At 70.9% G+C, this 24855-nt stretch carries 24 protein-coding genes and 1 pseudogene; 10 read left to right on the top strand and 15 right to left on the bottom strand.

Annotated features, from left to right (window positions below; translation table 11 throughout):
- Positions 1-158: 158 nt before the first annotated feature.
- Complete coding sequence (locus tag CW359_RS25945; RefSeq protein WP_105972538.1) at positions 159-2063, top strand: hypothetical protein; 1905 nt, start codon at positions 159-161, stop codon at positions 2061-2063.
- Between the two features lie 49 nt (positions 2064-2112).
- On the opposite strand, the gene CW359_RS25940 is transcribed toward CW359_RS25945, so the two are convergent.
- Positions 2113-2532: a nuclear transport factor 2 family protein gene (locus tag CW359_RS25940; RefSeq protein ID WP_105972537.1), complete on the bottom strand. Its 420-nt coding sequence runs from the start codon at positions 2530-2532 to the stop codon at positions 2113-2115.
- A 33-nt stretch (positions 2533-2565) separates the two neighbouring features.
- Between CW359_RS25940 and CW359_RS25935 the strand changes: the two genes are divergently transcribed.
- Positions 2566-3345: a class I SAM-dependent methyltransferase gene (locus tag CW359_RS25935; RefSeq protein WP_105972536.1), complete on the top strand. Its 780-nt coding sequence runs from the start codon at positions 2566-2568 to the stop codon at positions 3343-3345.
- On the opposite strand, the gene CW359_RS25930 is transcribed toward CW359_RS25935, so the two are convergent.
- The 3 genes from CW359_RS25930 to CW359_RS25920 form a co-directional block, all read right to left on the bottom strand.
- Positions 3332-4153, bottom strand: coding sequence for an alpha/beta fold hydrolase (locus CW359_RS25930; RefSeq protein WP_105972535.1), 822 nt, complete (start codon positions 4151-4153; stop codon positions 3332-3334). The genes CW359_RS25935 and CW359_RS25930 overlap by 14 nt on opposite strands.
- A gap of 190 nt (positions 4154-4343) precedes the next feature.
- Positions 4344-5510 (bottom strand): serine hydrolase domain-containing protein, encoded by a 1167-nt coding sequence (locus tag CW359_RS25925; RefSeq protein ID WP_105972534.1) that lies wholly within the window; start codon positions 5508-5510, stop codon positions 4344-4346.
- Positions 5511-5686: 176 nt separating this feature from the next.
- Positions 5687-6655: an acetylxylan esterase gene (locus tag CW359_RS25920; RefSeq protein WP_105972533.1), complete on the bottom strand. Its 969-nt coding sequence runs from the start codon at positions 6653-6655 to the stop codon at positions 5687-5689.
- A 155-nt stretch (positions 6656-6810) separates the two neighbouring features.
- On the opposite strand from CW359_RS25920, the gene CW359_RS25915 reads away from it, so the two are divergent.
- The gene (locus CW359_RS25915; RefSeq protein WP_105972532.1) at positions 6811-8169 is read left to right on the top strand and encodes an 8-oxoguanine deaminase; all 1359 of its coding nucleotides are present in this window, start codon (positions 6811-6813) and stop codon (positions 8167-8169) included.
- A gap of 6 nt (positions 8170-8175) precedes the next feature.
- Here the strand turns inward: CW359_RS25915 and CW359_RS25910 are convergent, their stop codons facing one another.
- From CW359_RS25910 to CW359_RS25900, 3 genes are all read right to left on the bottom strand, one after another.
- Positions 8176-8766, bottom strand: coding sequence for an Rv1733c family protein (locus CW359_RS25910; protein WP_105972618.1), 591 nt, complete (start codon positions 8764-8766; stop codon positions 8176-8178).
- 112 nt (positions 8767-8878) lie between these two features.
- Entirely contained in the window at positions 8879-9640 is a 762-nt protein-coding gene (locus CW359_RS25905) for a ferredoxin reductase (RefSeq protein ID WP_198655393.1), read from the bottom strand.
- 103 nt (positions 9641-9743) lie between these two features.
- Positions 9744-10349, bottom strand: coding sequence for a sulfite oxidase-like oxidoreductase (locus tag CW359_RS25900; protein WP_105972531.1), 606 nt, complete (start codon positions 10347-10349; stop codon positions 9744-9746).
- A gap of 219 nt (positions 10350-10568) precedes the next feature.
- On the opposite strand from CW359_RS25900, the gene CW359_RS25895 reads away from it, so the two are divergent.
- From CW359_RS25895 to CW359_RS25885, 3 genes are all read left to right on the top strand, one after another.
- Positions 10569-11498, top strand: a complete 930-nt coding sequence (locus CW359_RS25895; RefSeq protein ID WP_105972530.1) for an NADP-dependent oxidoreductase — start codon at positions 10569-10571, stop codon at positions 11496-11498.
- Positions 11495-12217, top strand: coding sequence for a GNAT family N-acetyltransferase (locus CW359_RS25890; RefSeq protein ID WP_105972529.1), 723 nt, complete (start codon positions 11495-11497; stop codon positions 12215-12217). The genes CW359_RS25895 and CW359_RS25890 overlap by 4 nt, the downstream gene beginning before the upstream one ends.
- 206 nt (positions 12218-12423) lie before the next feature.
- A complete protein-coding gene (locus CW359_RS25885; protein WP_105972528.1) occupies positions 12424-13257 on the top strand; it encodes a putative protein N(5)-glutamine methyltransferase in 834 nt (277 codons plus the stop codon).
- A 44-nt stretch (positions 13258-13301) separates the two neighbouring features.
- Here CW359_RS25885 and CW359_RS25880 read toward each other — a convergent pair whose 3' ends face one another.
- Both CW359_RS25880 and CW359_RS25875 read right to left on the bottom strand, forming a co-directional pair.
- Complete coding sequence (locus CW359_RS25880) at positions 13302-13838, bottom strand: hypothetical protein (RefSeq protein ID WP_105972527.1); 537 nt, start codon at positions 13836-13838, stop codon at positions 13302-13304.
- A 204-nt stretch (positions 13839-14042) separates the two neighbouring features.
- Positions 14043-15026 (bottom strand): fibronectin type III domain-containing protein, encoded by a 984-nt coding sequence (locus tag CW359_RS25875; protein ID WP_232838597.1) that lies wholly within the window; start codon positions 15024-15026, stop codon positions 14043-14045.
- Between the two features lie 366 nt (positions 15027-15392).
- Here CW359_RS25875 and CW359_RS25870 point away from each other — a divergent pair, with 366 nt between their 5' ends.
- Positions 15393-16091 (top strand): glycoside hydrolase family 75 protein, encoded by a 699-nt coding sequence (locus CW359_RS25870; protein ID WP_105972525.1) that lies wholly within the window; start codon positions 15393-15395, stop codon positions 16089-16091.
- Positions 16092-16183: 92 nt separating this feature from the next.
- Here the strand turns inward: CW359_RS25870 and CW359_RS25865 are convergent, their stop codons facing one another.
- The 5 genes and pseudogenes from CW359_RS25865 to CW359_RS25840 all read right to left on the bottom strand — a co-directional run bounded on the left by CW359_RS25865 (position 16184) and on the right by CW359_RS25840 (position 20962).
- Positions 16184-16618, bottom strand: a complete 435-nt coding sequence (locus CW359_RS25865; RefSeq protein WP_105972524.1) for a PTS-dependent dihydroxyacetone kinase phosphotransferase subunit DhaM — start codon at positions 16616-16618, stop codon at positions 16184-16186.
- A complete protein-coding gene (gene dhaL, locus CW359_RS25860) occupies positions 16611-17210 on the bottom strand; it encodes a dihydroxyacetone kinase subunit DhaL (RefSeq protein WP_105972523.1) in 600 nt (199 codons plus the stop codon). Before dhaL ends, CW359_RS25865 begins: the two co-directional genes overlap by 8 nt.
- Positions 17211-17283: 73 nt before the next feature.
- Positions 17284-18276 carry a dihydroxyacetone kinase subunit DhaK gene (gene dhaK, locus CW359_RS25855; RefSeq protein WP_105972522.1) on the bottom strand — a complete coding sequence of 331 codons (993 nt, stop codon included), beginning with the start codon at positions 18274-18276 and terminating at the stop codon, positions 17284-17286.
- An 803-nt stretch (positions 18277-19079) separates the two neighbouring features.
- Positions 19080-20224 (bottom strand): annotated as a pseudogene (locus CW359_RS25850) (IS3 family transposase).
- A 51-nt stretch (positions 20225-20275) separates the two neighbouring features.
- On the bottom strand, positions 20276-20962 hold the full coding sequence (locus CW359_RS25840; protein ID WP_105972520.1) for a 4'-phosphopantetheinyl transferase family protein: 687 nt from the start codon (positions 20960-20962) through the stop codon (positions 20276-20278).
- Positions 20963-21100: 138 nt separating this feature from the next.
- Here CW359_RS25840 and CW359_RS25835 point away from each other — a divergent pair, with 138 nt between their 5' ends.
- Positions 21101-21700 carry a TetR/AcrR family transcriptional regulator gene (locus CW359_RS25835; RefSeq protein WP_198655388.1) on the top strand — a complete coding sequence of 200 codons (600 nt, stop codon included), beginning with the start codon at positions 21101-21103 and terminating at the stop codon, positions 21698-21700.
- A 142-nt stretch (positions 21701-21842) separates the two neighbouring features.
- Here CW359_RS25835 and CW359_RS25830 read toward each other — a convergent pair whose 3' ends face one another.
- Positions 21843-22421, bottom strand: a complete 579-nt coding sequence (locus tag CW359_RS25830) for a TetR/AcrR family transcriptional regulator (RefSeq protein WP_198655387.1) — start codon at positions 22419-22421, stop codon at positions 21843-21845.
- Positions 22422-22665: 244 nt separating this feature from the next.
- Here CW359_RS25830 and CW359_RS25825 point away from each other — a divergent pair, with 244 nt between their 5' ends.
- Together CW359_RS25825 and CW359_RS25820 are read left to right on the top strand one after the other, a co-directional pair.
- Complete coding sequence (locus CW359_RS25825) at positions 22666-23706, top strand: NAD(P)H-dependent amine dehydrogenase family protein (RefSeq protein ID WP_105972517.1); 1041 nt, start codon at positions 22666-22668, stop codon at positions 23704-23706.
- A 41-nt stretch (positions 23707-23747) separates the two neighbouring features.
- A complete protein-coding gene (locus tag CW359_RS25820) occupies positions 23748-24842 on the top strand; it encodes a hypothetical protein (RefSeq protein WP_105972516.1) in 1095 nt (364 codons plus the stop codon).
- The last annotated feature ends 13 nt before the right edge of the window (positions 24843-24855 follow it).

Raw genomic sequence — 24855 nt, 5'->3', positions numbered from 1 at the left:
TTCTCCCCGCTGTACTGGGCTGATTCACTCCGAGGAGTGCGTCTTAGGGACTCAAGTCCGAGCCGTGGCCGCCGTGTTGAGGCGGCCGGACGCTAACTCTGCGCGACCGCGCATCCAGCCGGATCCCACCGCGCATCCGATCCTTGGGAAGGCAAGCCATGACGCTGATGACCCGACGCTCGATCCTCGTCGCCGGTACCGCGACCGCCGGCGCCGTACTGCTCCCGGTGGCCTCCGCGACCGCCACGCCCGCAACCGCCAGGGGCACGCGGATCACGGTCGCCGCCGGGCAGACGTACGAACTCGCGACGACCACCCGCGTCTCCCAACTGTCCATTGCCACGGGCGGAAAGATCGTCGCCCCCACCGGCCACAGCGTCACCCTGACCGTCGACGGCGTCGAGACGGGTCAGCTCCTGACCGAGACCGGCGGCACCGAGACGCTGATCCAGGTCGGCACCTACCGGGGCGATGTCGTCCTCACGGTCGCCGAGGCGAACCCGGTCACCTACGAGACGCTCACCTTCCCCTTCCGACAGGCCCTGTACGTGGACGCGGACGGTGTGGTGCGCGCCAAGTCCGTGCTCACCAGCGTCATCGGCGGCCGGCTCACCGACACCCTCGCGAGGAACGTGTCGATCACCTCGACCGGCGAGTGCTTCGACGGCGTGTACGTGAAGGACGCCGACTACACGCTGGAGCGGCCCGTCATCTCCTTCACGGGGAACGGGCGTTCCGACTTCGCCGGTTACGGTGCGGCCGTGGTCGGCGCCGGAACGGCGACCAAGCTCGTGCTCGACGGCGCCCGGATCGCCACCAAGGGCGTCGTCCGCACCGGTGTCATCGCCGACGCCGGAGCCAACGTCGTCGTCAAGAACTCCCGTATCCACACCCGCAACGGCGTCCTGCCCGCCGACTACCAGGCCACCGTAGAGACGCCGTACATGCAGTCCGTGCCCTGGATGCTCGGCCTCGACGGGAACGTCCGTGCCACCAACCTCATCGGAGCCAACAGTCGGGCCACCTACGTCAACTCCACCGTGTTCTCGGAGACTTGGGGCGCGCTGTCCGTGGAGGGCGGCCGGGCGCTGAAGCTGACGGTGGTGAACAGCCAGATCGGCAACACCGGTTCGTACGGCTACGGCACCTACGCCATCGGCGACGCGACCGTCCGCGTCCTCGGCTCACGCTTCGACGTCGGCAGCTACGCGACGATCATCGCGGGCCCAGCGGCGGTCGTGCACTACGGCGACAGCACGCCCGCCGCCGTCGCCGCGCTCAACACCGAACTCGAACTCGGGCTGACCAAAGCCGAGTTGAAGGCCGTACCGGCCCGGAACACGGTCGTGAACTCGGGGCACTTCGGCTACATGTTCTTCGGCGCCGGCACGCTGACCCTCGACGGCGGGACCGTCATCAACTCCGAGAAGGCCACCTTCCTCAACAAGGGGCAGCAGACCACGATCAACGTCGACGGCTCCCAGGGCGCCCGGCTCAACCCGCGCAACGGGATCGTTCTGCAGATGATGGAGCTGGACGACCCGGGCCCGGTCCCCGTCAACGGCAAGATGATGAACGTCGGCGTCTACACCGAACCCACGGGTGACCCGGCCAAGGACAGCACCTTCGACGTCACCGCCGTCCACACCACCGACGGGGCCGCCACCTTCACGTCCATCGCGCTGAAGGGCGACTTCTACAACGGCATGCGCAAGGGCAAGAACCTCGTCCTCACCTTCGACGACAGCACCGTGAAGGGCGTCATCTCGGCCTCCAGGACCCAGCACCGCGTCTCCACGATCGACGCGTCCACCTTCTACGAGCTGGGCGAGGTCACCAACACCAAGCAGGCGGCCGTCAACAACGGGGTGATCGTCCAGCTGGGCGCCGGCTCCGCCTGGACGGTCACCGGCACCTCGTACCTGACGAAGCTCACCCTCGCCGCCGACGCGGTCGTCACGGCACCCCGTGGCAAGAAGCTGACCGCGACCGTCGACGGCACCGCGACGACCCTCGCGGCCGGGCAGACCTACGCCGGAGCGATCACGCTGACCGTGGCGTGAGACGGGGGCGTACCTGAGGAGGCCGCGGGTGCGGAGGATAAGGGTCCGTTCAGGCGGACCCGGCGGCCTGGGCAGCCTGCGCTGCCTGAGCCTCCTGGGCGATCTGCTCGAACTGGGCGCCCATGGCCGCAGACAGTGCCTGGGCTGCCGACAGCGGGCGGACCATGACCGTCAGCTCGTCGATCAGGCCGTTCTCGTCGAGGTGCAGGAAGTCGCAGCCCTGAAGCTCGCGTCCGTCGACCCGGGCCGTGAACACCAGCGCGTGGTCACGGCCCTCGGCCGCGCCGATCTCCCGCTCGTACCGGAAGTCCTCGAACACCCGGGTCACCCCGCGCAGGATCGCCGCGGTGATCGCCTTCCCGGGATACGGCCGGAACGCGACCGGACTGGTGAACACGACGTTCTCCGCCAGCAACGCCTCGACCGCGTCGAGGTCACCGGCCTCCACTGCCTCACGAAATTCACGCATCCGCTCACCCTAGAGGGTGACTAGGCTGAGCCGATGTTCAGCCCCGAAGGCCCCACCCTCCGTGAACTCGCCGTGCAGGCGCTGTCGTCCGTCGAGCACGGCTACGACCTGCTCGCACCGAAGTTCGACCACACCCCGTTCCGTACGCCGGACACGATCCTCGACGCGGTGGCGTCGGCGCTCGACGGGCTCGGGCCCTTCGACGACGGCCTCGACCTGTGCTGCGGCACCGGCGCCGGGCTCGACGTCCTGGAGCGGGTCTGCCGGGGGAGCGTCACCGGGATCGACCTCAGCGCGGGCATGCTGGAGGTCGCCCGGCAGCGGACGGGAGGGGGAGACGGACAGACCGGCCCGCGTGTCTCCCTCGTGCGGGGCGACGCGCGCGCCCTGCCCTTCGCCGCCACGGCGACCGCAGGCCCCGCCTTCGATCTGGTCGTCAGCTTCGGGGCCTTCGGGCACTTCCTGCCGGACGAGCTGCCGGGGCTGTTCGCCCAGGTCCACTGCGTACTGCGGCCGGGCGGACGCTTCGCGTTCCCCGTCGTGGCACCGGCCCGCCCGGGCACGCGTGCCTACTGGGCGCTGCTCGGCTTCGACGCGGTGATGCGGGTGCGCAACGCCGTGTGGAAGCCGCCGTTCGTCATGTACTACCGGGCCTTCCGGCTGGCCGACGTACGCAGGGAGCTGACGTACGCCGGTTTCGATGTGGAGACCCGTGCTCTGCCCGAGTTCGGGCAGCGGCCGGACGGCAGTCCGCGCTGCCGGCTGGTGGTGGCGACGCGGACACCCGCCGAGCCGGCCGTCAGCTCTGGATGAACTCCAGCAGATCGGCGTTGAACGCCTTCTCGAAGTCGCCCACCAGGCCGTGCGGGGCGCCCGGGTAGACCTTCAGCGTCGAGTCCTTGACCAGCTGGGCGGCCTTCTCAGCCGAGGCGGCGATCGGCACGATCTGGTCGTCGGCGCCGTGCGCGATCAGCGTCGGTACGTCGATCCGGCCGAGGTCCTCGGTGAAGTCGGACTCCGAGAACTGCTTGACGCAGTCGTACGCCGCCTTGAGCCCGACCTGCATGCTCCACAGCCAGAACGAGCGGCGCAGACCCTCGGACGGGGTCGCGTCCGGCCGGTTGAAGCCGAAGAAGGCCTCGCTGAGGTCCCAGTAGAACTGCGAACGGTCCGCCTCGACGCCCGCGCGGATGCCGTCGAAGGCCTCCAGCGGTGTGCCCTCGGGGTTGGTGTCCGTCTTCAGCATCAGCGGCGGCACCGCGCCCAGCAGCACGACCTTGGCGACCCGCGCCGTGCCGTGGCGGCCGATGTAGCGGGTCACCTCGCCACCGCCGGTCGAGTGACCGACGAGGACCACGTCGTTCAGGTCGAGCGACTCGATCAGCTCGGCCAGGTCGTCCGCGTACTGGTCCATGTGGTTGCCCTGCCACGGCTGCGCCGAGCGGCCGTGCCCGCGCCGGTCGTGCGCGACCGCCCGGAAACCATGGTCGGCGACCAGCCGCGCCTGCCCGTCCCACGCGTCCGCGTTCAGCGGCCAGCCGTGGCTGAACACCACCGGCTGCCCCGTGCCCCAGTCCTTGAAGAAGATCTCGGTGCCGTCGGAGGTGGTGAACGTGCTCATGGGGTTGTGCCTTTCGAGAGGTGGGACATCATCCGACGAACACTCGACCGGCACAGACTCGAACCGCTGTGCGCCCATCGGATGCCATGCCCCGACGCTATGCGCAGACGGCGCCCGGGGAATCTGTCATCTGACTGCACCTGCCGCCCACCCTGTACGGCTCACCATCCGCTTGCAGTCCTTACTGACCTCAGAGTGCGCCGTACAGCGCCTCGATCAGCGCCATCTTCCGCGGGTCGTCGGCGATCTGGGGGCCCATGCGGTTCATGACGTACCCGAGCGACACGCCCGCCTCCGGATCGGCCAACCCGCAGGAACCCCCGAAACCGTCATGCCCGTACGCCCGCGGATTGGGCCCGTACGAGCCGTTCGGCCCACTCAGCCACAGCCCCAGGCCGATCTCCGTGTCATGACCGAGCCCCGCGCCGAGCACCAGGTCGCGGCAACTGCCCTGCCCCTCGCGCACCCGCTCGGCCGCCTCGGGGGAGAGGACGCGCTGTCCGCCGTACGTGCCCTGCCCCGCGAAGACGCCGTACAGCGCGGCGACCCCGCGCGCCGTGCCGTGGCCGTTGGCGGCCGGGATCTCGGCGGCCCGCCAGCCGGGACTGTTCGCCTCGGCCGCGCCCAGCAGGGGGTTGGCCAGGGCGGCGATGGCGGCGGGTGTCAACTGGGCGAATATCGCGGCCTGTTCACTGGACGAGGCGGCCGGCGGCTGCACCAGCTCGGCGGCCCGCCCCGCCTCCTTCTCCGGCAGCCCGATGGTGAAGTCGATGCCCAGCGGCCCGGTCACCTCCCGCTCCAGGAAGGTGCTCGGCAGCAGCCCCGACACCCGCCGGACCACCTCGCCGACCAGGAAGCCGTAAGTGAACGCGTGATACCCGGACCGCGTCCCCGGCTCCCACCAGGGCTCCGTCGCCGCCAGCCGCCGGGCCGTCAACTCCCAGTCGTAGAACTCGGTGAGCGAGTGCGGCTCCCGCAGACCGGACAGTCCCGAGCGGTGCGACAGCAGATGCCGTACGAGCACGCCTTCCTTGCCGGCCGCCGCGAACTCCGGCCAGTAGGTCGCCACCGGGGCGTCGAGGTCGAGCAGCCCCCGGTCGGCGAGGATGTGCGCGCACAGGGCCGTCGCGCCCTTGGTCGTCGACCACACGTTGACGAGCGTGTCCCGCTCCCATGCGCGGGTGCGCCCCGGGTCGGCGAAGCCGCCCCACAGGTCGACCACCGTCTCGCCGCCGACCGTGACGCTCACGGCGGCGCCCAGCTCCCCGCGTTCGCGGAAGTTCTCCTCGAACGCCGTCCGCACCGCCGAGAAGCGTGCGTCGCAGTCACCGTGAACGTCTGGCACGTGCTCGGACATGGGCCCTCCGTCGTCCGCCGGAACACCGGGCCACGACACTGTGACCCGGCACCGCCGAACATACCGACTGGTCGGATCGCGGGGAAGGGAGGGGAAGAACCGAATCGACCAGTTGTGCTGCCGCCCCCGCCATCAGGGCATCAGGTCCCCGGGTGCCAGGGACCCCCGCAGGCCCGTCAGGCGTACGCGCGCAGCCAGCTCACCTTCGTCGCCTCCTGGAACGGGCCGCCCCCCTCGTGGTCGTTGAAGTCGTACACCTCGATCTGCTTGTTGTCGTGCGCCCAGGCGTTGAACGCCGCGAAGACCGTCGACGGCGGGCACGTCTGGTCCTCCAGGGCCGTCGAGAAGAGCGCCGGGGCCCGGCCGCGTGCCGCGAAGTGCACGCCGTCGAAGTAGGCGAGCGTGTTCAGGACGTCGGCGGTGCGGCCCCGGTGGGTCTTGAGGTAGCTGCCGATCTCGCGGTACGGCTGGCGGTCCGTGAGGGTCGCCGCGCGCGGGAAGTCGCACAGGAACGGCACGTCCGGGGCGATCGCCACCAGGTCCGGGACCAGCCCGCCGACCGCGATCGTGATCCCGCCGCCCTGACTGCTGCCGATGGCCACCGTGCGCGCCGGATCGACCAGGGGATGCGAACGGGCCGCCTCCACCGCGCGCACCGCGTCCGTGAACACCCGCCGGTAGTAGTAGTTCTCGGGGGCGTCGACACCTCGGGTCATGAAGCCGGGGAACGCGGGCGCGTTGCCCACCGGGTCCGCCGTGCCACCGCCGCCGCCCCACGCGCTGCCCTGGCCACGGGTGTCCATGACGAAGTGGGCGCGGCCGGTCGACGCCCACAGCAGGTCCCCGTGCGGCAGGCCGCGCCCGCCGCCGTACCCGATGAACTCCACGACCACCGGCAGCGGCTCCGAGGCACCGGCGGGCAGCCGCAGCCAGCCCTTCACCGGATGACCGCCGAATCCGGCGAACGTCACGTCGTACACCTCGACCGTGACCAGACCCGTGTCCACCGGTTCGAAACGGGCGTCCAGGTCGTGCTCCCGGGCCTCCTGCAGCGTCTTGGACCAGAAGGCGTCGAAGCCCTCGGGCTCGGCGGACGCGCTGCGGTACTCCTGGAGTTCGTCGAGGGGGAGGTCGAACTGTGCCATGCAGGACCGCCTTTGTGGGGTGACAGCAAGCGATTGCGGGTGATCACACCGTACGTGGCAGAACCGACCCCCCGCCAGGCCTCCAGCCCCCGACGAGCCCCTGACCTGGCCCTGACGAAGCCCGTAAGGGCCCGCCCGCCTCTACCATGACGCCCATGTCGACTGCTGTGGAACTGCTGGTCAGGGACGCCGAACTGCTCGTCGTGGACGGCGCGCGCGAGATCCCCGGCGGCTGGGTCGCCGTCGACGGCGGGCGCGTCACCGCCGTGGGCGCCGCCGGGACCGAACCCGAGGCCCGGGCGACCCTCTCGGCGGCCGGACGGCTCATCACCCCGGGCCTGATCAACACGCACCACCACATCTACCAGAACCTCACCCGGTCCTACGCGCCCGCCGTCAACGGCACCCTCTTCGACTGGCTCACCACGCTCTACCCCCTGTGGGCGGCGCTCGACGAGGAGGCGGCCTACGTCTCCGCGTACGTCGGCATGGCCGAGCTCCTCATGGGCGGCTGCACCACCTCCTCCGACCACCTGTACGTCCATCCGCGCCCCGGACTCGTCGACGCCGAGATCCGTGCCGCCCGCGACATCGGCTTCCGCTTCCACGCCACGCGCGGCTCCATGACCCGCTCCGTGGAGGACGGCGGCCTGCCGCCGAGGAGCGTCACGCAGACCGAGGACGAGGTGCTCGCCGACAGCGAGCGGCTGATCAAGGCCCACCACGACCCGCACCCCGGGGCACTGATCCGGGTCGCCCTCGCGCCCTGCTCACCCTTCTCGGTGACGAAGGAGCTGATGACGGCCACCGCCGAACTCGCCGAGCGCCATGACGTACGCCTGCACACCCACCTCGCCGAGGACCACGACGAGGACACGTACTGCCTGGAGACCTACGGCTGCCGGCCCGTCGAGTACTTCGAGGAGGCCGGGTGGATGAGCGACCGTACCTGGGTCGCCCACTGCATCTACCCGAACGACGCCGAACTGCGCCGCCTGGCAGCGGCGGGCGTCGGCGTCGCGCACTGTCCCAGCTCCAACATGCTCATCGGCGGCGGCACCGCGCGCGTGCAGGAGATGCGCGAACTGGGCCTGCCCGTCGGCATCGGCTGCGACGGCTCTGCCTCCACCGACCACGCCTCGCTCTGGATGGAGACCCGCGGTGCCCTGCTCCTCGGCCGCTACCGGGGCGGCCCCGGTGCGATGACCGCGCGGGACGCCCTCGACATCGCCACCCGGGGTTCGGCGCGCTGTCTGGGCCGCGCCGACGAGATCGGCCACCTGCGGCCCGGCGCCTGCGCCGACCTGGTCGTCTGGGACCTGCACGAGGTCGCGCTCGCCGGTGCGCTCAGCGACCCCGTGGAGGCCTGGCTGCGCTGCGGTCCCGCGCGCGCGTGGACGACGATCGTCGCCGGACGCGTCCTCGTCGACCGGGGCGAACCCGTCCTGCCCGGCCTGCGGGACGCGCTCACCGACCACGGCAGGATCGCCCGCCGTATCCAGGCAATGGCCTAGCGGCTGTCACGCCCTACGCCGCGTCCACTCCGGCTCCGTGCGCGCCCACGCGCGCTCCCACTCGACGAGCCTGCGCCGAACGACCGTACGGTGAAAGGCGGTTCGGGCGAGGAGCACGACACCGGCGGTCACCCCCGTGGCACAGATCCACACCGCGACCGTGTGCTGCCGGACGGCGGCTGCACCGGGCGGCGGCGCGACGGGCCTCCCGCGCGCGTCCAGCCACAGGTCGACGGTGTCACCGCGCCGCGTACCGGCCGGGACGTGCGCCGTCGCCGTACGCGCCCCCGCGCCCGGCTCGGTCCACAGCACACGTACGCGGTACAGGTGCTGCCGCCCGGCGAGCACCGAAGCCGACCCGGGCCCGGCCACGGCCACCGCGCGCACCCGATGCCGCTCCGCCCGCTGCTGCGTGGCTGTCTCCCGCGCCTCGTCGTGCGCCCACCGGGCCGCCACCGTACCGACCAGCGGTGCGCCCACGCACAGCACCACGGCGACGCCGAGCACCGTCCACGCCTCCACGACGTCCGTCCGGCGGCGCAGCGGATTGCGCCGCCAGCGCCAGCCGTACACCCGCGTTCGCCTTCGTACCCCCACCCGGCCATCCTCGCGCGCGACGACGACCGGACGGGAGTCGCGTACGAGGGGCACAGGGCGCACGACCGGCCCGCGCCCCCGCCGGTCCGGCGCACGACCCAGGGGCGGGCCGTCAGCCGAAGCGTTCGATGCGGATCCGGTCCACGGGCTGGCCCGCCGCCACCAGCAGCCGCGAGGCGTGCTCGGCGAAGGCGTTGGAGCCGCACACGTACGCCTCCCAGCCGTCCGGCGGCTGCCCGGCGCCCAGCAGCGGCGCCACATGGGAGGCCGCCAGGCGCCCGACCGGCGTGCCCTCGGGGGCCTGGCGGGTGAAGACGGGAGTGGTCTCGGAGCCGTACTCGCGCGCGTAGATCAGCTCCTCGGGCCCGCGCGCGGACACCAGAAGCCGCAGCGGCACGGACAGGTCACGCGCGCGGTGGTGCCGGACCATCGACATCAGGGGTACGACGCCGGAGCCCGCGCCGATCAGCAGTGCGGGGCGGTCGCCGGGCCAGGCGAAGAAGCCGCTCAGCGGGCCGCGCACCTCCACCTCGTCGCCCGGCTTGGCAATCGTGTGGAACCAGCCGGAGACCTCGCCGTCCTCGACGTGGTCCAGGGTCAGTTCGACGTGCCCGGCGTCGTCCGGGGGCGAGGCGATCGAGTAGTGCCGCTGGGCCGTGTAGCCGTCGTCGGCGGTCAGCCGCAGCATCAGGTGCTGGCCGGGCAGGTGACCCGCCCAGCCGGGCACCGCGAACCGGAACGTGGCCGCGTCGGGCGTCTCCCGCCGGACCTCGGTGAGCGTGGCCGTCTGCCACAGGGCCGCCGCACGGTTGCTGACGGCGATCCGGCCGGGCACCGCGAACCGCGTCTCCGGCACGAAGTCCGGTTCGGCCACCCGGGTCGTGTCCGCGCCCTGAAGGGGCGCGGGGAACGGCGCGACCGGCCACGACGCCGCCGCGGACGCCCGACGGCCTGCCGTGGAACTCTCAGTGGAGCGCTCAGTCACCGGAGTACCTCTGCTCCTCCCAGGGGTTCCCGCGCGCGTGGTAGCCGTTCTGCTCCCAGAACCCCGGCTCGTCGTGGTCCAGGAGCCGCAGGCCCGCGATCCACTTGGCGCTCTTCCAGAAGTACAGGTGCGGCACCAGCAGCCGCGCCGGGCCACCGTGCTCGGCGGGCAGCGGCCGGCCCCCGTACTCCCAGGCGATCCATGCCCGGCCACCCGTGAGGTCGGCGAGCGGCAGGTTCGTCGTGTACCCGGTGTGCGAATAGGCGACCGCGTGCGTCGCGGACGTGTCGGGCCGTACCGCGTCGAGGAAGGCGTCCAGGGACACGCCCCCGAAGCGCACGCCGAACTTCGACCAGCTCGTCACACAGTGGATGTCCCCCTCGTACGCCGACGCGGGCAGCGCGTGGGCCTCCGACCAGTCCCAGGTGCGCGGCTCGGCCACCAGGCCGTCGATCCGGAAGGACCAGTCCGCGGGCGCCAGATCGGGGGTGACCTCGGCGGACAGGACGGGCCAGTCGTCGCCCGCGTCGTACTGGCCGGGTGGCAGTCCGGCGTTCTGGACGCGCGGGCGTCCGGTGAAGCCTCGGGTGACGTTCATAGGGTGGGCGCCTCACGGTCAGGCCTGGTCAGTCGGTACGCGTACCACCGTACGGGGTCGCCGCACCCGCCCCCGACCCCGGGCCCGCGATGATCATTGCGGGCGTATGAACTCTCCGCGGGTCCCCGCAGCCCCGGGAATAGCGTTCCGGCGCCGTGGCTTGCCCTCAGTGCCGGGTGATCCGGTCCACGCGGTGGTGAGCGAAGGAGAGTGGGGCAGATGCCCAAGGCGTACGTCTTCACCCGGTTCGGCGGTCCCGAGACCGAGGCCCTGGTCGACGTGGACCGGCCGCGTCCAGGCCCCGGCCAACTGCTCGTGGCGGTCCGCGCGGCCGGGGTGAACCCCGTCGACTGGAAGCAGCGCACCGGCTACGCGCGCGCGGGCGGCGGCGCCCGTGAGCTGCCCGCCGTCTTCGGCAACGAGGTCGCCGGTGTCGTCGCGGAGGTCGGCCCCGACGTCACCGGCTTCGCCGTCGGGGACGAGGTCTTCGGCAACCCGGTCGCCGGCGGCTATGCCGAGTACACCCTGCTGCCCGTCACCGTGACCGCCCACAAGCCCGCCGGGCTGTCCTTCACGGACGCGGCGGCCCTCCCGGTCGCGGCGGCGACCGCGTACGACGGCATCGTCCAGCTCGCCCTGCCCGAGGGCGCGACCCTGCTGGTCACCGGCGCGGGCGGCGGCGTCGGTGCCGCGATCCTGCAGATCGCCCGGATCCGGGGGCTGCGGGCCGTCGGGGTCGCGAGCGACGCCAAGAAGGACTTCGTCGAGTCGCTGGGCGCCGTGCACGTGCCCTCGGGGCCCGATCTGGCCGCACGCGCGCGTGCGGCGGCCCCGGAGGGCGTCGACGGCGTCTACGACCTGGTCGGCGGCGACGTGCTCGCCGAGGCCGCGACCCTGCTGACCGACCGCACGAAGCTGATCACGGCAGGCGCGTCCGCCGAGGACGTGGAGCTGCTGGGCGGCGCCCGGGTCCTCCGCGCCCGCGACGCCGCCGTCCTCGACGCCGTCGCCGACCTCGTCGTACGCGGCGACCTGACCCCGCACGTCACCGCCACCTTCCCGCTCGACCGGGCCGCCGAGGCGCTGCGGACGGTCGAGGAGGGGCACGCGCGCGGGAAGACGGTCATCGTGATCGAGGGCACCCGATGAGCGCGGGCAGGCCGCACGTCCTGGACAATCCCGCGCTGGCCTCGCTGACCGGCCCGCACAGCCACTTCGCCGAGCGGCGCGGCCGGGTGCTGCGGTACCCCGTCGACGTGTCGCCGTGGCTGGCGCTGCCCGACGAGCCCGGCGCCGACGACTGGGCCGATGTCGCGGTGCTCGCCGGCCCCGGCGCCGAGGTCCCGCTGGCGGGCTACGCGGGACGGCTCCCGGCGGGCTGGGCGATCACGTTCGAGGTGGAGGGCGTGCAACTGGTTGACGACGGTCTGGTCGCCGGGCCGGATGCGGAGGCGGTCCGCCTCGGCCCCGCGGACGTGCCCGAAATGCTCGACCTGGTGGAACGGACACAGCCCGGCCCCTTCCTGCCCCGCACCGTCGAGATGGGCACGTATCTGGGCATCCGCCGGGACGGCGCCCTCGTCGCGATGGCGGGGGAGCGGCTGCACCCGCCGGGCTGGACCGAGATCAGCGCGGTCTGCACCGACCCCGCGGTCCGCGGCCAGGGCCTGGCGACCCGGCTGATCCGCGCCGTCGCCCACGGCATCCGCGAACGTGGCGAGACGCCCTTCCTGCACACCGCTGCCAGGAACGTCAACGCCATCCGGTTGTACGAGTCCCTCGGTTTCCGGTTGCGCCGTGGGACGGTGTTCCTGGCCGCCCGCGTACCCGAACGCCTGGGCGACGAGCGGGAGTTGGCGGTTCCGTAGCGGGAGAGTCGGGAGTGGGAGGGCGTAGGACCGACTGTTCGGGTAATGTGCCGTCCGGCTGTGGAACGTCCCGGCCGGACTCCACCTGGGAGGTGAGACCCATTACCGCTGTGTCAGGTCGGGTGCTCTCACCTCAGGGGAACGCGGACCGCCTCCGCTAGGCGACCGTGAGAGTGCCCTTCGGCTTCCGAAAGGCTCTCTGCTCCATGTGTCCCAGTTCGTCGAGTTCTCCCGGTTCTTTCGGTTCTTCCTGTTCTTCGAGACCCTCTCGTTTCTCCCCGGACTCCGTCGTCGCCGCCCTGCGCGCCGCCGGGTGTGTCTTCGCCGAGGACGAGGCCCGGCTGATGCTCTCCGCCGCCTCCGGCCCGGACGAGCTGGCCGCCATGGTCGCCCGCCGTGTCTCCGGTCTGCCGCTCGAACACGTCCTCGGCTGGGCCGAGTTCAGCGGACTGCGTATCGCCGTCGAGCCGGGGGTCTTCGTGCCGCGCAGACGCACCGAGTTCCTGGTCGCCGAGGCCCTCGCCCAGGCCCCGGACGCCTCCGTCGTCGTCGACCTGTGCTGTGGCTCGGGCGCGGTCGGCGCCGCGCTGGCCGCCGTGCTCACCGGCGTCGAGCTACACGCCGCCGACATCGACCCCGTGGCCGTGGAGTGCGCCCGCCGCAATGTCGCCGCGTACGACGGCCACGCCCACCAGGGTGATCTGTTCGACGCGCTGCCCTCCGGGTTGCGCGGGCGGGTCGGGATCCTCGCCGCCAACGTGCCGTACGTCCCGACCGGCGAGGTCGGACTCCTGCCGGCGGAGGCGCGTGAGCACGAACCGCTGGTCGCGCTGGACGGCGGGGGCGATGGTCTCGACGTGTTGCGCAGGGTCGCCGCTCGGGCCTCGGAGTGGTTGGCTCCCGGGGGCTGCCTGCTGGTCGAGACGAGTGAACGTCAGGCGCGTTCGGCGGTGACGGCGTTCGAGTCGGGTGGGCTGATCACCCGGCTCGCGGTGTCGGAGGAGCTGTACGCGAACGTGGTGATCGGGGTCCGGGGCTGAGCGCTCCCCTTGGAGGGGGCGCCGCCCCCTCCAAAAGGCCTGGCTCAGAGGCGGTACGGCTTCGCGCGGCGGCGCAGTACCCATGCCGTCGCCACCACGCCGGAGGCGACCAGTGCGCCGCCCGCCGCGAAGGTGAGGGTGCCGTAGTCCTTGGTGGCGCCGCCGAGGCCGCCCAGGACGCCCCGGGAGGGGGAGGCCGTGGCCGAGATGGTGGGTGTCGAGGAGGCGCTGACGATGACCGCCTGCGAGCCGGCGATGGCACCGTTCGCGCACCGCACGGTGACCGTGTACGTGCCGACGCCGACGTCGGACCAGACGGCGGACTGGCTGGTGCTGCTGCCGGAGAGCGTCACCACGCGCCCCTCGTCGAAGGACCGCTGGCTGCTGTTGAGGAGCGAGGCGCTGCCGTAGCCGCTGCCGCTGCTGGTGGGGCACGCGCTGGTGGTCACCGAGACCGTGGACCCGCTGGTGCTCACGGAGATCCCGGCCGCCGAAGCGGTCTGGGCGGCCAGGGCGAGCGCGAGCACGGTGGCGGCTGCCACGGTCGTACCGGATCGGAGGAGGAGTGGAACGGTTCGCATTGGACTGCCCTCCGGCGGCACGGTTGGCGGTACGTCCCATGCGCCGCCGAGGGTCGGGGATCGCCCGTGCTGCCTCGGGCCCAGCCAACGTGCCCTTTCCCCGGCCCGCACCCGGACGGCCACCGGGCAGGTGACGGATTCGTTCGTACGGCGGACCGGTGAGGGGCCGTCAGGGTGGTCCCGCTCCGCCACCGGACCACGCCGCTACGGCGCCGTCACCGCCGTCCGCTCCGCCGAGAACCCGCCCCACGTCCCGTCCGGCAGCCGCGCCCTGATCCGCACCCGGTACGCGGTCCCCGCCTCCCGGCCCACGTAGAAGCTGTACGACGCCCGCCCGCGCGGCACGGGCCCGCCCCAGACGAGGGAGGTCGCCGTACGCCCGTCCAGCTGGATCTCGTACTCCGTGATCACCCCGTCGGCATGCGGCGGGATCCAGGACAGGTCCAGGTAGTACGCCCCGTCGGTGCGATGCGTCGCCGCCCGAAAGCCGGTGGGAGCGGTGGCCCGGCCCGGGTCGGTGCCCGGGCGGGTGGTGAGCCGTACGGGCGCGCTCGCGGGCGAGACGTTGTCGGCGGCGTCGCGGGCGCGGACGGTGAAGGTGTAGCGGGTGCCCGGCCGCAACCCGGTGACCAGGGTCGTCGTCAGGTCCCCGGCCACCGTGTGGATCCGCGCCGCGCCCTGGTGGATGTCGTACGAGGCCACGTCCCGGTCGTCCGCCGACGCGTCCCAGGTCAGCCGCACCGATCGGCTGCCGGTGGCCTCGCCCCGGGTGCGGCCGGGTCGGGTCGGGGCGGAGGTGTCCGTCGCGGACGCCGCCGGGGTGGTCGCGCTGACGCCCGCGCTGCGGGGACCGGACTGCCCGGCCGTGTTCCGCGCCCGCACGGCGAAGACGTACGTCGTGGACGGGGCGAGTCCGACGACGTCCACCATGTGCTCCGAACCGGGGACCTCCCGCACCTTCGCCGAGCCCCGGTACACCTCGTACGCGGCGACCGGCGGCCCCTCCGGCGCACGGTTCCACATCACGTGCACGCTGGTCGCGCTGCCGGCGGCGGCCATGACCCCGGCCGGGGCGGGCGGGAGCCCACCGTCCTTGCCGCTCCCGCCCGAGTCCCCGGTCCAGGTGCAGGAGGCGGTGAGCAGCAGCGCTCCGCAGACGGACGTGACGTACCGGGCGACGCGTCGCACAGCTGTCCCCTCCTCCGTCCCTCCCGCACGGTATTGGTCCGGACCAATATGGACCCGGTGGGGCGTGCGCATCAAGAGGGGTGCGGTTGCTCTCTGCTCGGCGTGATTACGTATGCTGAGCCACGTCAAGGCTGAACTCGCCCCGCTGTCAGGGCAGTTCATGTCAGTGGCGCGGAACCGCTGTCGTCGCAGGACCCGCGCCGGCATGGGTGGCCGGGCGGCCGGAGCCGACACGGGCTCAGGTGCCCGGCCCCTGTCGCGAGTTCGGGGCGTGCACCGTACGGCCCCCTAACGGTGGACGCGTGATCGGACCGGCACCAGATTGGGCCGAGTGTCCGTCAGATCCCCCAGGAGAGGGCTCCTATCGTGCGTGTCCACACGCTGACGCTCGCCGCGGCAGGCGCCGCCCTGCTCGCCCCGACCACACTGCCCGCCGCCGTCCACTCGAACGCGCCGGTGCGGTACGAGGGCAGCGTCCGCGCCGGCGACCTGCTGGCCAAGGTGCAGGGCTGCACGCCCGTGTCCAACGGCCACTACCGCAGCGACGCCGGCACCCGCGCGGACATCCCGGTCTGCGGCAACGAGGACGTCGTCTACTGGACGGCCGACATGGACATCGACTGCGACGGCCAGGCGGGCCCGCGCTGCAACAGCGGGACCGACCCGTACTTCGCCGACACCACCGCCTACCAGCAGTCCGACGGCCGCCAACTGGACGCCGAACGGCTGCCGTTCATCGTCGTCCCGGTCGCCAGCAGCATCTGGAACTACCGCGACTACGGCATCCGGGGCGGCTCGGTGGCCGCCGTCGTCTACAAGGACCGGGTGCAGTACGCGGTCGTCGGCGACACCGGCCCGCGCGACATCATCGGCGAGGCCTCCTACGCCACCGCCGACGCGCTGGGCATCAACCCCGACCCGCACGGCGGCGGAACGCCCTCCGGAGTCACGTACATCGTCTTCAAGAACTCGAAGGTGTCGCCGATCGAGGACCACGCGGCGGCGGTGGAGACGGGGGAGCGGCTGGCGAAGCGGTTCGTGGGCCAGGTAGTGAACGGCGGCTGAGGGTGAGGGTGGGAGCGGCGGGCCGACCCCCTCGGACCGCCGCCCGCCGACTACCTCATGGCCTCCGCGGACTTTGCGGTGGCGGCCTTCTCTCAGACCTTGCGGTAGGTGTACGCCTCCGCTGCCGCCGCTTCCACCGCCGCGAGGTCGGCTCCCGTCGACGCGGTGACGACCGCCGCGACCGCTCCCTCGACGAAGGGGGCGTCCAACAAGCGGGTTCCGTCCGGGAGTTCGTCGCCCTCCGCCAGCAGCGCCTTCACCGTGAGGACCGCGCTGCCCAGGTCCGCCAGGACGGCGATCCCGGCGCCCCGGTCCACGGCACGGGCCGCCGCGCCGATCAGCTCCGCGCCCGTGCCCAGCTCCCCGGACTCCGTGCCGCCCGCCGCCGCGACGGGGACCGTGACACCGGCACCGACGAGCCCCCGGGCCAGCTCCGCCACCGAGGCGGCCACCGCAGCGCTGTGCGACACCAGTACGACCCCGACCAGCCGCTCGCCCCTGCCGTCGGGGCCGCTCCCGTCACTCACCGGCGGTCTCCGCTAGCGCCGCGATCAGCAGCGCCGCCGAGGTCGCCCCCGGGTCCTGGTGGCCGATGCTGCGCTCACCGAGATAACTCGCCCTGCCCTTGTGGGCCTGCAACGGCACGGTCGCGAGAGCGCCCTGCTCGGCGGCCGTCCGTGCGGCGGCGAACGAGTCGGCGAGGGCGTCCACGGCGGGCACCAGCGCGTCGATCATCGTCTTGTCGCCGGGCGCCGCACCGCCGAGCGCCATCACCGCGTCCACCCCGGTGCGCAGCGCGTCCGTGAACTGCTCCACGCTCACCTCGGCCGCCTCGCCGAGCGCCTTGCCCGTACGCCGCAGCAGGGTGCCGTACAGGGGTCCCGAGGCACCGCCGACCGTCGAGATGAGCTGGCGTCCGGCGAGGACGAGGACGGCGCCGGGCGTGTCCGGCGCCTCCTTCTCCACGACGTCGGCCACGGCGTTGAAGCCGCGCCGTAGATTGCTGCCGTGATCGGCGTCGCCGATCGGCGAGTCCAGGGCGGTGAGCCGCTCCGCCTCATGGCCGACGGACACGGCGGTCGCCGCCATCCAGCGGCGGAAGAAGTCGGCATCGAGCACGGGATCTCCTTGCGTGGGTGCGTGGGTGCGTGTGGGTGGTAGGTGCGTGATGGGTACGTCGGCTACCTGGGGCTCAGCTGCCCCAGCGCAGCCCCGCCGTGCGCACCGGCGCGTCCCACAGGCCCAGCAGCTCCTCGTCGATCTCGCACAGGGTCACCGAGGCGCCGGCCATGTCGAGCGAGGTGACGTAGTTGCCGACCAGCGTGCGGGCCACGGCGACCCCGCGCGCGGCCAGCACCCGGTGCACCTCCGCGTTGAAGCCGTACAGCTCCAGCAGCGGGGTCGCGCCCATGCCGTTGACCAGGAGCAGTACGGGATTGCGCGGGTCGAGATCCTCCAGCACCGCCTCCACCGCGAAGTCCGCGATCTCGCCCGAGGTCATCATCGGCCGCCGCTCCCGGCCCGGCTCGCCGTGAATACCGACGCCCAACTCCAGCTCGCCCGGCGGCAGATCGAAGGTCGGGCTGCCCTTGGCCGGGGTGGTGCAGGCGGCGAGGGCGACACCGAAGCTGCGGGAACCGTCGTTGACCCGCTGGGCGATGGCGCGCACCTGCTCCAAGGGGCGCCCCTCGTCCGCCGCCGCACCGGCGATCTTCTCCACGAACAGCGTGCCGCCCGTGCCTCGCCGCCCGGCGGTGTAGAGGCTGTCGGTGACGGCGACGTCGTCGTTGACCAGGACCTTCGCGACCTGGATGCCCTCGTCCTCGGCGAGTTCGGCCGCCATGTCGAAGTTGAGGACGTCACCGGTGTAGTTCTTCACGATGAACAGCACGCCCGCACCGCTGTCCACGGCAGCGGCGGCCCGCACCATCTGGTCGGGCACGGGAGACGTGAACACCTCGCCAGGACAGGCCGCCGACAGCATCCCCGGTCCCACGAACCCGCCGTGCAGCGGCTCGTGCCCCGAACCGCCACCGGAGACGAGGGCCACTTTCCCGGCGACGGGAGCGTCCCGCCGTACGATCACCCGGTTCTCCACGTCGACGATCAGCTCGGGATGCGCCGCCGCCATGCCCCGCAGCGCGTCGGCGACCACGGCCTCCGGAACGTTGATGAGCATCTTCATGAGTACCTCCTGGTCAGGTTAACAGATGAGCCTCTGGCCTGTGTCTTCGCAGGTCAGACTAAGACTGTTCAGTTGTCGATCTTGGCGGTTCGCGGCGGTCTGAAGCGGGTTCTGGCGGTACTGATGCTGACTCAATGCTGACTTTGGTGACGGTTCGTCAGGTGTGGCTGGCGTGCAGTTGGGCGGCTCTGGAAGCCTTCTCCCGAAAGTATCGACGCTGAGTGAGTGGTGGTCACGTGTGCGGACGCGAACGAGAGGGGGCAGGTTGCACGGTCATCGGTTTCCCTGAGGCAGTGCTTGGGGCCAGGTCGGTTTGTGACCCACGGAACCCGATGCCGCGCGGTGGAGGAGGTCCGTACGAGAGTGAGGGGCAACTGTGATGCCGCAGCCGGTCGGCTCGGCGAGCTGTGTCGGCGCGAGAACTCCAAAGCGGAGACGGGGAGGAAGCTCGCCAGTAGGTTCTTCGTCTGCTGGTGGTACACGCCTCACGCTTCTCTGGCCAGCCAATACATCCATAGATGAGGTGATCCGCAGGGTGCTGGCCCGCGCCGCACCGGACGTCGTGGAGCTGACGTACGCCACCACCGATTCGGCTTGAAAAATTCTTGCGTGCAGGGGGTTGCGGACGGGCTGCCACCAACGACTACGAGGTGAGAGCCCGCATCCGGTGGGTCGATCCGTGGAGGTCCTGCAATGGCAGCCCCAGACAGACCACACCAAGCACCCGGCATTCGTCTGAACCGCTCCGGGATCGGTGGAGGCTCCGGACTGTCCCGAGTCGGGTGGAGTCGCGTTGCCTGGTTTCAGGCCACCGGTGGGGGGTGGAGTTTGTACTCGACCGGGCTGAGCATGCCCAGCGCGGAGTGCCTGTGCTGTCGGTTATGGAAGATTTCCAGATACTCGAAGAGCGCGGTGGACAGCTCTAGGCGGGTCCGCCACCGTCTGCGGTTGAGTAGTTCGACCTGGACCCGCGCCCAGAAGGACTCCATCATCGCGTTGTCCACACAGTCCCCGATGGAGCCCATCGAGGGCAGCAGGCCGGAGGTTCTCGCGCGCTGGGTGAATGCCCAGGACCCGAACTGCACTCCGTCGTCGGAGTGGATGATGGTGCCGCCCGGCCGCGGGGAGCGATTTCCGATGGCCATGGCCAGGGCGTTGGTGGTCAGCGCCGCAGTGGGTGAGGCGTCGATCGACCAGCCCACCACGCGTCGCGAGAACGTGTCGAGGACGACCGCGCAGTACACCTTGCCCTCAAAGGTGGGGTGCTCGGTGATGTCGGTGACCCATAACTGGTCCCGAGCGTGACGGGTGAAGTTCCGCTCCACCAGGTCCGTGACGGACGGGGTGACGTGCTTGGCCCGGGGGCGCCGGTTGCCGGGCAGGCCATGCAGGCCGGCGCGCTGCATCAGCGGCTCCACGGTGCCGTGGCTCACATGGATGCGCAGGCCCAGACCGAGCTCAGCGTGGACCCGGCGGGAGCCGAAGGTGCCGCGGGAGGCGGTGTGGATGCCCACGATGGCCTCGGTCAGCCAGGCATGCTTGACCAGGCGGTTCGACGGCGGACGGCTGCGCCAGGCGTAGTACCCGGACTCGGCGACGTGCAGCACCCGGCAGGCCAGCTGCACCGGCAGATGCTCACCGGCCATCACGCGGATGGCTTCGAACCGCCTTTTGGGGACATCACCTCACCCAGCCGCTCAGCAGCACGCCGGTGGATGGCCAACTCGGCCTCCAGCTCCGCGATGCGTTTGCGGGCCGCAGCAAGTTCGGACTGGTCGGTACTGTTCGTGCCGGGCAACTGCCCCGTATCGATGAGGTGTTGGCGCCGCCAGACATAGATCGTCTGGTCGCTGATGCCGAGGAGCTGAGCGACCTCGGCGACCTTCCTTCCGGACGCGACGAGATCGAGGACCTTGCGTCGGAACTCGGGTGGATAGCTGCGGGGCATCACGGCCTCCGAACGCTGCTGGATCGTCAATTGTCCAGCAACCCGACTCCATCAGAACCGGGGCATACCACCTCCATCAGACCCGGAGCGGTTCACCGTGACCCGCAGCGGCTCGGCTGTGAGTACCGTGACGGCACCGTGGTAGCCCGGCGGCACCTCGAGATCCGCCATGCTCGCCGTTGGTGACCCACCGGGATAGCGCCGTAGCCGGGCCGGCTCACCCGCCGAGCTGACCACTACCTGTGAGAGCGGCACACGTAAGCCATCCCCAGTGGCCTTCACCACCGACTCCTTTCGGACCCAGTATGTGAAGAAGTCTCCGTCGCGATACACGGTTTCTGTGGGCGCCAGACAGAGCGGAGCCATGTCGCGGACGTTGGCCGACAGGACCTGCTCGATGTCGACTCCCACCGGCCCCGCAGTCGTCAATGCCACGGCGACACGACTCCCGCTGTGCGAGAGAGAAACATGCAGCCCCGTGCCGGGTAGCCGTGGCCTGCCGTGCGACACCGCGCAGCTGTCACACCCGCGGTCGACCTGAACCGCACGCGGGTCCACGCCGACGCGCCCGGCGACCAGCAGACGCAGCAGGGCGGTAGCAGCAACGAAACGTGCACGATCGGCGAACTGGACCTGTGCCAGCATCCGCTTGCGCTCAGTAGCGTCCAGCAAACCCTGGTGATCATCCCGAACGGAGGCGGTGTCCGCGATCCACACCTGACACGAAACCGAACTCATCCGCCGACCCCGCCGCCCGACCAGCACGATTCCTCTACTCCCACAACAACCCTCTTCGGTAAGGAAGCGATCAGAGCACCTCGCCATGCAGACCATATGGTCGGTACAGCAGACCATGCAGATACTGGACTCGATGCCATGACAAGCTCGCCCGATGCCGCGCGCTCGCAGATCCGTAACACCGAGCGCACCCGCCACGCCATTCTTGGAGCCACCGCCCGGGTGGTATCTCGCGAGGGTGCCGGCGTCTCGATCGTGACGATCGCCCGGGAGGCGGGAGTCTCCAAAGGCGGCGTGCTGCACCACTTCCCCACCCGGGAAGCATTGTTCGAGGCAGTCGCGATCGATCTGCTCGAGGGATTTCGGCGCAGCGTCTTCGATCACCTCGACCTGTCCGAGAACCGCCCCGGCAAGCTCCTGCGGGCCTACGTCCGTACTATCTGTGACGATGTCGACTCGGACAAACCACGGCGTGACACCGACTACGTGGGATGGCAAGCGCTGGAGATCTTCCGCTCCTCGCCCGGGGTCGCCGAGCTGGTCCGCGCCGATGCCGAACGATGGGAGACCGATCTCGCCGCAGACGGGCTGGATCCGGACCGGGTCGTACTCGTCCAGCTCGCGGCAGATGGATTGACCGGCATCGCGGCACAGAACGAAGACACCGTGCGCCGCAATCTGGCTCGGATGCGGCCGCTTCTGCTGAAACTCACCGAGGCCGACCAGCAACCCTGGTGATCGATGCAATCTGCCACCACATGCGATGCGGGTCTGTGGTCGAGTGTGTCACCCGTTGCGCAGTGCACAACCCCCGTGCAATCACTTCTGTCGCGGAGCGGCAGGACGGCGTGGCGACCGGACGGTGGGGCGCGACGTCCCCTCAGTTCTCTTCGAGAAAACGCTGCACGATGGGCAGTAGTTGGGCCCGAAGGTCCTCGTCATCGAGATCCGCGACCAAGGGGTGCACGGCGGTTCCGCTGATCACCGCGATGAGGGTCGCGGTCCGGGCGGCCGTCTCCGGACCGGCGGAATTTCCGATGAGCAGGCGGTTCATCCGGCTCATGACCCGGCGGTAGGACGTGGTCCGGGGAGCGAAGCGCACGATCTCGGGATCCATCAGGACCGCCCTCATCGTGCGGCGTCGCTGGACAGCCAGGCTGACCATGTTGTTGAGCAGCCTCTCCCGCGCCTTCGCCCAGGACTGTTCCTCCTCGGCGTCGTCGATCGTCGCCTCCATGCGGGCGAGTTCGGCCTCGGCGACCGCCAGGACGATCTCGTCACGGGTCCTGTACTGGTGGTACACCGCCGCCTTGGTGACGCCGAGTTCGTCGGCGATCATCCCCAGCGACGTGCCGCCGACACCGTGCCTGGCGAAGAGTTCCAGTGCGGCCGAGATGATCCGGGCCCGTGCCGCGGACGGGGGAGCCTGCCGGTGGCGGGGGTCGTCGGTCGTACTCACGGGAGAAAGCATACCGACGGGTTGACCCCTGGATAGCCGGAAGACTAACTTCAAAGTAGTCGATCGACTATCCAGTACCTAGTCGATCGTATATCTCTTCGTGCGGCTCCGACCAGGGACGTCGGTCCGCCGAGCCGAGCCCATCGACGCCGCCCGCCGGGCGGTGGGACATGGGCAGGCCCGTCTCCTATGTCTCGCGAAGCGGGGAAGCACGGCCTCCACGACCGGGTGACCGAGGTGAGTGATGAACGACAAGAGATTTCGCGTGGCGCAGTGGGGCACCGGACACAGCGGAATGGCCGCCCTCCGCGCCCTGATCGACCACCCGCACTACGACCTCGTCGGTGTACACGTCCACTCCGACGTCAAAGCCGGCCGCGATGCGGGCGAGCTGAGCGGAAGGGACAGCACGGGAGTCCTGGCCACGCAGAGCATCGACGACATCCTCGCGGCCGCGCCGGACTGCGTCGTCTACATGCCGGTGACCTACGACCTCGACGAGCTGTGCCGGCTCCTGGAATCCGGGGTGAACGTCTCGACCCTGCTGGAACATTTCCACGACCCATCGGGGCTCGATCCCGAGGTGCGACGGAGGATCGAGGAGGCGTGCGGGCGCGGCGGGACCTCCCTGCTGAGCGCGGGAACCAGCCCCGGGTTCGTCACCGAGGCCCTGCCCGTCGCCCTGACCTCGCTCCAGCGCCGCCTGGACTCCTTGACCATCCACGAGTATGCCGACATCTCGGAGCGCAACTCACCCGAGATGATGTCCATGCTGTTCGGCGGCGACCCGGCGGCCGCCCACGTCACCGGTGTCGCCGCGTCCACGAAAGAGCACTACGGCGCCTCCCTGCGCCGCCTGGCGAAGACCCTCGGCATGCCCCTCGACGAAGTCACGGCGAGCGCTGAGGTGGCGGTGTCGAAGCAACCGGTGACCACCCCCGTGGGCACCTTCGACGCCGGGACCGTCGCCGCGTGGCGGATCGAGATCCAGGGCATGAGGGCGGGCGACCCCGTCCTGCGGATGATCCCCACCTGGTACATCGGCACCGACCTCGACCCTGCCTGGGACTTCCCCTTCACCGGGCAGGGCTGGCGGGTCGTGGTCGACGGCGACGTTCCCCTGGACACCACCATCCGCTTCACCTGGCCCACCGAAGATGAGCGCTCCCTCGTCGGCTACGGCAACGCCAGCCGCCCTGTCAACGCGGTCCCGTACGTGTGCGCGGCCCCTCCCGGCATCGTCACGTCATTCGAACTGCCCCAGATCATCGCCCACTTGGGCTGAACCCCCTGCAACATCCCGTCACAGACAAGGAGTACGGCCCGATGAAGGTGGCGAACCCCGAAGTCACGCTCGACGAGGAAGGCCATGGCTTCCCCAAGGAGGCCCGCAACACGGCGATGATCGGCTGGAACCTGGTCGCCACCGCCCACGACGAGGACGGCAACCCGTACTGGTTCAACACGGGTCTGATGTCCCTGGCGGAGGGCTGGGGCAACCTCGACTTCTGGCAGATGTGCGTCCGCACCACTCCGGGGCAGGTCGTGCAGCCCGCCGGATCGGTGCACCGGGTGGCCCAGTTCCCGCCCGGGTTGGCCACCGAGTGGCACGTCAAACCCCGTGGCGCCCTCACCGTGACCAGGACCGACGACCAGGTGGCGGTCGACATGGAGAGCGCTCATATCGTGTGTACACCTGACGGGACCTGGCACTTCTCCGTCGAGGACGAGGCCTCGGGGATCGCGGGGGAGTGGACCCACACCGGCAACGGCTTCCCCATGTGGTACGGCAAGGAGACCCCGCAGACGTACGTCCCGCACAGCATCTCGTACGGCTACATCTGGGCCGGGAAGGTCGAAGGCACGCTCACCGTCCAGGGGAAGAAGGTCGAGATCCGCGGCGCCGGACAACGGGAGCGCTACTACGCCGTCGACGCCTGCCCCGCCGAGGTCGGCGCCTGGCACGACTGGCTGTGGTTCCACTTCGACGAACTGTCCGGGAACCTCGACGAGATGAAGCTCAGCCGCCACAAGGACATGGCGCTGTACCTCAACGAGGAGAAGCGGTACGTCCAGGCCGGCGACTTCCGCATCGACCACCACGACTGGGCCTACAACCCGGCGACCGGTACTTTTGTCCCCACCCGCTACCAGGTGACCATGGAGACCGAGGCGGGCGTCCTGCAGTTCACCGGCAGCGCGGTGGGCAGCCACGCCGCCAGCAGCGTCGGTGAGTCCCCGGACTCCCCGACCATCCTGCTGGACTGGCCCCGCATCGAGGGCACCTTCACCCACTCCGACGGCCGCCAGCAGACGCTGACGAACGGCCTCGGCGGCACCCTGATCCGGCAGTGGAAGCCCTATCCCGACCTGCTCGTCGGCGGCTCGGAGTTCCAGCCGCTGGACGTGCCGCGCGTCTGAGCACCCCCCATCC

This window comes from Streptomyces geranii (genome assembly GCF_002954775.1).
GTDB classification, from domain to species: domain Bacteria; phylum Actinomycetota; class Actinomycetes; order Streptomycetales; family Streptomycetaceae; genus Streptomyces; species Streptomyces geranii.
This window is presented reverse-complemented; position numbering and strand designations above follow the sequence as displayed.

What these genes read in the sequence shown, in the direction of transcription:
- CW359_RS25945 (WP_105972538.1), top strand. Translation starts at nt 159, where the DNA reads ATGACGCTGATGACCCGACGCTCGATCCTCGTCGCCGGTACCGCGACC.
- CW359_RS25940 (WP_105972537.1), bottom strand. Translation starts at nt 2,532, where the DNA reads ATGCGTGAATTTCGTGAGGCAGTGGAGGCCGGTGACCTCGACGCGGTC.
- CW359_RS25935 (WP_105972536.1), top strand. Translation starts at nt 2,566, where the DNA reads ATGTTCAGCCCCGAAGGCCCCACCCTCCGTGAACTCGCCGTGCAGGCG.
- CW359_RS25930 (WP_105972535.1), bottom strand. Translation starts at nt 4,153, where the DNA reads ATGAGCACGTTCACCACCTCCGACGGCACCGAGATCTTCTTCAAGGAC.
- CW359_RS25925 (WP_105972534.1), bottom strand. Translation starts at nt 5,510, where the DNA reads ATGTCCGAGCACGTGCCAGACGTTCACGGTGACTGCGACGCACGCTTC.
- CW359_RS25920 (WP_105972533.1), bottom strand. Translation starts at nt 6,655, where the DNA reads ATGGCACAGTTCGACCTCCCCCTCGACGAACTCCAGGAGTACCGCAGC.
- CW359_RS25915 (WP_105972532.1), top strand. Translation starts at nt 6,811, where the DNA reads ATGTCGACTGCTGTGGAACTGCTGGTCAGGGACGCCGAACTGCTCGTC.
- CW359_RS25900 (WP_105972531.1), bottom strand. Translation starts at nt 10,349, where the DNA reads ATGAACGTCACCCGAGGCTTCACCGGACGCCCGCGCGTCCAGAACGCC.
- CW359_RS25895 (WP_105972530.1), top strand. Translation starts at nt 10,569, where the DNA reads ATGCCCAAGGCGTACGTCTTCACCCGGTTCGGCGGTCCCGAGACCGAG.
- CW359_RS25890 (WP_105972529.1), top strand. Translation starts at nt 11,495, where the DNA reads ATGAGCGCGGGCAGGCCGCACGTCCTGGACAATCCCGCGCTGGCCTCG.
- CW359_RS25885 (WP_105972528.1), top strand. Translation starts at nt 12,424, where the DNA reads ATGTGTCCCAGTTCGTCGAGTTCTCCCGGTTCTTTCGGTTCTTCCTGT.
- CW359_RS25880 (WP_105972527.1), bottom strand. Translation starts at nt 13,838, where the DNA reads ATGCGAACCGTTCCACTCCTCCTCCGATCCGGTACGACCGTGGCAGCC.
- dhaK (WP_105972522.1), bottom strand. Translation starts at nt 18,276, where the DNA reads ATGAAGATGCTCATCAACGTTCCGGAGGCCGTGGTCGCCGACGCGCTG.
- CW359_RS25840 (WP_105972520.1), bottom strand. Translation starts at nt 20,962, where the DNA reads ATGAGTTCGGTTTCGTGTCAGGTGTGGATCGCGGACACCGCCTCCGTT.
- CW359_RS25835 (WP_198655388.1), top strand. Translation starts at nt 21,101, where the DNA reads ATGACAAGCTCGCCCGATGCCGCGCGCTCGCAGATCCGTAACACCGAG.
- CW359_RS25825 (WP_105972517.1), top strand. Translation starts at nt 22,666, where the DNA reads ATGAACGACAAGAGATTTCGCGTGGCGCAGTGGGGCACCGGACACAGC.
- CW359_RS25820 (WP_105972516.1), top strand. Translation starts at nt 23,748, where the DNA reads ATGAAGGTGGCGAACCCCGAAGTCACGCTCGACGAGGAAGGCCATGGC.